The organism is Streptomyces sp. (assembly GCF_036566765.1).
In the GTDB taxonomy this organism is placed as follows: domain Bacteria; phylum Actinomycetota; class Actinomycetes; order Streptomycetales; family Streptomycetaceae; genus Streptomyces.
In genome coordinates, this window is sequence record NZ_DATCVQ010000535.1 from 1 (window position 1) to 2209 (window position 2209).

Consider the following 2209-nt stretch of genomic DNA (forward strand, 5'->3'; position numbering starts at 1 on the left):
CATGGGCCCGGCGCACGCCCGCCGCGCCGTCGCCCGGCACCTGGAGCGCGAGCCCTGGCGCGACGCCGCCGTGCTCGCCTCCGGCTTCTGCGCCGGCCTCGCCCCCGGGATGCACCCCGGGGACCTGGTCGTCGCCGAGGAGACCCGCGGCCCGGACGGCGACACGCCGTGCACCGGCACCGAGCTGCTGGTGAAGGCCCTGGTCCGGGCGCTGCCCGGGCGCACCGTCCACACCGGCCCGCTGACCGGCTCCGACCACGTCGTACGCGGTCACGAGCGGGCCGAGCTGCTGGCCGGCGGGGCGATCGCGGTCGACATGGAGTCCGCCGCCACGCTCCGTACCGCGCTGGCCGCCGGACCCCGTCCGGTTGCGGCCGTCCGAGTGGTCGTGGACGCTCCAGAGCATGAGCTGGTCCGGATCGGCACGGTACGCGGGGGAATATCAGCCTTCCGTGTTCTTCGTGCCGTCCTTCCCGCATTCTTCGAATGGCACCGTTCTTTGCTGCTCCCCAGGAGGTGAGCGAGTATGGCCATGCCGCTCCGTCAGTCCATCCGGGTCGGGACCTACCTCTTCGAACAGAAGCTCCGCAAGCGCGACAAGTTCCCGCTGATCGTGGAACTGGAGCCGTTGTACGCCTGCAACCTGAAGTGCGAGGGCTGCGGGAAGATCCAGCACCCGGCGGGCGTCCTCAAGCAGCGCATGCCCGTCGCACAGGCGGTCGGCGCGGTCCTCGAGTCCGGCGCCCCGATGGTCTCCATCGCCGGCGGCGAGCCGCTGATGCACCCTCAGATCGACGAGATCGTGCGCCAGTTGGTGGCGAAGAAGAAGTACGTCTTCCTGTGCACCAACGCCCTGCTGCTGCGCAAGAAGCTGGAGAACTTCACCCCCTCCCCGTACTTCGCCTTCGCAGTCCACATCGACGGGCTGCGCGAGCGGCACGACGAGTCGGTGGCCAAGGAGGGCGTGTTCGACGAGGCGGTGGCGGCGATCAAGGAGGCCAAGCGGCACGGCTTCCGGGTCACCACCAACTCGACCTTCTTCAACACCGACACCCCGCAGACCATCATCGAGGTGCTGAACTACCTCAACGACGACCTCCAGGTCGACGAGATGATGATCTCGCCCGCGTACGCCTACGAGAAGGCCCCCGACCAGGAGCACTTCCTCGGCGTCGAGCAGACCCGCGAGCTGTTCAAGAAGGCCTTCGCCGGCGGCAACCGGCGCCGCTGGCGGCTCAACCACTCGCCGCTCTTCCTGGACTTCCTGGAGGGCAAGGCCGACTTCCCGTGCACGGCCTGGGCGATCCCGAACTACTCCCTGTTCGGCTGGCAGCGCCCCTGCTACCTGATGAGCGACGGATACGTGCCGACGTACCGGGAGCTCATCGAGGACACCGACTGGGACAAGTACGGCCGTGGCAAGGACCCGCGCTGCGCCAACTGCATGGCCCACTGCGGCTACGAGCCCACCGCTGTCCTCGCCACCATGGGCTCGCTCAAGGAGTCCCTGCGCGCGGCCCGCGAGACCGTCACCCAGAAAAACCGCGGGTGACGTGACGGGACGCCCCCGCCGCCGCCACGGCGGACGCGGGGGCGGCCGCCGGACCGCGCGGCCGTGACCGCCGGCCTAGCGGCCGAACAGGATCCGAGAGGGGGCCGAGCATGACGATTCTGGAGACCATCCGGGGACCGCGCGACCTGTGGCCGCTGACCGTCCCGCAACTCGACGAACTGGCCGAGGAGATCCGTACCTTCCTGATCCGGGCCGTGGCCAGGACCGGCGGCCATCTGGGACCCAACCTCGGGGTGGTGGAGCTCTCCCTCGCCCTGCACCGGGCCTTCGACTCCCCGCAGGACAAAGTCCTCTGGGACACCGGCCACCAGAGCTACGTCCACAAGCTCCTCACCGGACGCCAGGACTTCTCCAAGCTCCGCGGCAAGGGCGGTCTGTCCGGCTATCCCTCCCGGGAGGAGTCCGAGCACGACGTCATCGAGAACTCGCACGCCTCCACCGTCCTCGGCTGGGCCGACGGCCTCGCCAAGGCGAACGAGGTGCTCGGCCGCCCGCACCACGTCGTCGCCGTCATCGGCGACGGCGCGCTCACCGGCGGCATGGCCTGGGAGGCGCTGAACAACATCGCCGCCGCCAAGGACCGCCCGCTCGTCATCGTCGTCAACGACAACGAGCGCTCCTACGCCCCGACCATCG

The 2209-nt window shown here is 69.8% G+C and carries 3 protein-coding genes; all 3 read left to right on the forward strand.

Annotated features, from left to right (window positions below; translation table 11 throughout):
- A partial coding sequence (locus VIU94_RS30990; RefSeq protein WP_331916427.1) for a phosphorylase family protein occupies positions 1-520 on the forward strand: 520 nt, incomplete at its 5' end.
- Between the two features lie 6 nt (positions 521-526).
- Positions 527-1552, forward strand: coding sequence for an adenosyl-hopene transferase HpnH (hpnH, locus tag VIU94_RS30995; protein WP_331916429.1), 1026 nt, complete (start codon positions 527-529; stop codon positions 1550-1552).
- Positions 1553-1662: 110 nt separating this feature from the next.
- Positions 1663-2209: 1-deoxy-D-xylulose-5-phosphate synthase N-terminal domain-containing protein (locus VIU94_RS31000; protein WP_331916431.1), on the forward strand; the 547-nt coding region annotated here is incomplete at its 3' end.

What these genes read in the sequence shown, in the direction of transcription:
- hpnH (WP_331916429.1), top strand. Translation starts at nt 527, where the DNA reads ATGGCCATGCCGCTCCGTCAGTCCATCCGGGTCGGGACCTACCTCTTC.